We start from the raw sequence: 2,159 nt of genomic DNA, 5'->3' as shown, positions 1-2,159 counted from the left end.
TCCAAAGCTCATGCAATCATTCATGGGTAAGTTTGGGTAAGTTTAGTAGAACGGATGGTAAAACTGATTTTACCAGAATTAGTTCATTTGAGAAGGCAGTTGCGTGGAGCATGAACTATATCATGTCCGGTTGGATAGTTATTGTAATAGTGGGGAAGTCAGGAAGATTAGATATTCGTGGGCGTTGCTGAATAACAGTATGATTGTTAGTAGTCAGTAGTCAGATAGATACTAAATATCTGCTTGCTTTATACAAGAAAGACTAAAGAGATTGTACAATCCATATATTCTGTTATTTATTAGACATCTCCAAAAATCAAAAAGAAAATCAATTCTTATCCAGAAATTATTAATTATTCTTCTCTGTTCCCAGCTCCGGTGTTCCCTGTTCCCTCTTTTCTGGAGATGTCTATTATATAGATTAGTGACTATATTATTTACTCTAGTTCTAGCTCTCATAACTATTTTCAGCAATACCTCAAATCATTATTCCTGACTTCAATTTTGCTGTTCCCGCAATACTAACGGACGTAACAAAATTTGATTTTTTAATAGATTTACCGCTCTCGAATAATAAGGGTCTGATATAGTAGCGATCGCTCCTGGTTGCCTATATAAACGTCGTTTTTGAGAATCTGTCAAATTTATGCTGACATCTGGAGTAACACCTTTTTTACTAATATCAGTTCCTTTAGGAGTATAATAATGAGCAATTGTTACTGCTAAACCCGAACCATCCGATAAAGAATGTACTGACTGTACCAAAGCTTTACCAAAAGTTTGGTCTCCCATAATTACAGCACGACCATTATCTTTAAGCGCCCCTGCTAAAATTTCACTAGCACTCGCTGAGTCACCATCTACCAAAACGACTATTGGTTTATCAGTTAAAGCTGAACGGTTTGCTCGCAATTCTTGCTTTTCTCCATTACGGTTAACTGTGCTAACAATAGCACCTTTATCCATTAACATCCGAGCAATATCTATACTAATGCGCAATAAACCACCTGGATTACCCCGCAAATCTAAAACATAACCATCAGCATTTTGATTATCCAGATTTTCGATCGCCTTCTCCATCTGTTCTCCCGCATGGGCGCTAAATTCTTGTAAATGGATATAGCCAATACGTTTATTCCCTTCACGCTTGAGATCGTAACGAACTGCTTGTAATTCTATTCTTGCCCTGGTTAAAGTTACATCAAATTCTGCTTCTCCAGAACGCATGACTTGCAGTACAACATCTGTACCCACATCACCTCGGATTAGTTTTGCTGCTGCTGAGACATTCAAACTAGCAGTAGGTTTGCCGTCAATTTCTAGGATTTGATCTCCTGGTAATAAACCTGCTTTCATAGCTGGAGAATTTTCTACAACATTCACCACCGTAATTACTTTGGTCAGCTCATCCTCCTTGAGCTGCATTCCCACTCCAGACATTTCCCCAGATGTTTGATTAGTTAAAGCTTTAAACTGTTCCGGATCTAGGAAACGAGTATAGGGGTCATTAAGTTGATCTAACGCTTGACGTAATGCCTCATAAGCTTGTTCGCTAGAAGTATAATTTTTCTCTAACAAAGTTCGCCTAGTCGCTTGCCAATCTGTGTGATTAAAACTACCATCAACATATTCTCTATTGACAATTTGCCATGCTTCATCCAGAACTGCTTTCGGGCTATTTTCTAAATTTGCCCCAGCAGGCTTACTCAGGTTAGGGGCCAATAAAGATAAAGCTGCGGTTGTAGCGATCGCTCCACTGTACAAAATGGCTTGAAGAATGGAGTTGCGTTTTGAGGCTGATTTCATTGCATTTTTTTAGTAGTTGGACATTTATTGCTCTTGACGTTCCCACTAATTTATGGTAATGGGATAGTATTTTTTTGAAAGAAGTCTAATATACTACAATATTAGCTGAATATATTTATTATTGTATCTATAGTGACAAGGGAACTCACTATCTAGTCAAATTTTACCGTTACGACTATTGTCTCTAACTCTAATATTTTAGAAGAGTTAAGTAATTAAAATAAATTAACTGATAATCATCTTACAGTACTTTTTAGGATGGTAAGGTACAGTTTAAATTGAAGCAAAGAAGGAAGAGGGAAAATAAATTAACGCACTTATGCTGATGGCAGAGGGCAAAAGGAACAATTGGA

Annotated in this window: 2 protein-coding genes; one reads left to right on the top strand and one right to left on the bottom strand. The window is 37.2% G+C overall.

Going from position 1 to position 2,159, the window contains the following annotated elements; all coding sequences use genetic code 11:
- Positions 1-191: hypothetical protein (locus tag AC3DU7_RS32015; RefSeq protein WP_488043260.1), on the top strand; the 191-nt coding region annotated here is incomplete at its 5' end.
- A 307-nt stretch (positions 192-498) separates the two neighbouring features.
- On the opposite strand, the gene ctpB is transcribed toward AC3DU7_RS32015, so the two are convergent.
- The gene (ctpB, locus tag AC3DU7_RS32010; protein WP_488043259.1) at positions 499-1,806 is read right to left on the bottom strand and encodes a carboxyl-terminal processing protease CtpB; all 1,308 of its coding nucleotides are present in this window, start codon (positions 1,804-1,806) and stop codon (positions 499-501) included.
- Positions 1,807-2,159 lie beyond the last annotated feature (353 nt).

This window comes from Okeania sp., from assembly GCF_983059655.1.
The sequence above is the reverse complement of the archived record's forward strand: the minus strand, read 5'-3'. Positions and strand labels throughout refer to the sequence as shown.

Bases quoted from the DNA above. Each gene is read 5' to 3' on its own strand.
- ctpB (WP_488043259.1), bottom strand. From the start codon at position 1,806: ATGAAATCAGCCTCAAAACGCAACTCCATTCTTCAAGCCATTTTGTAC.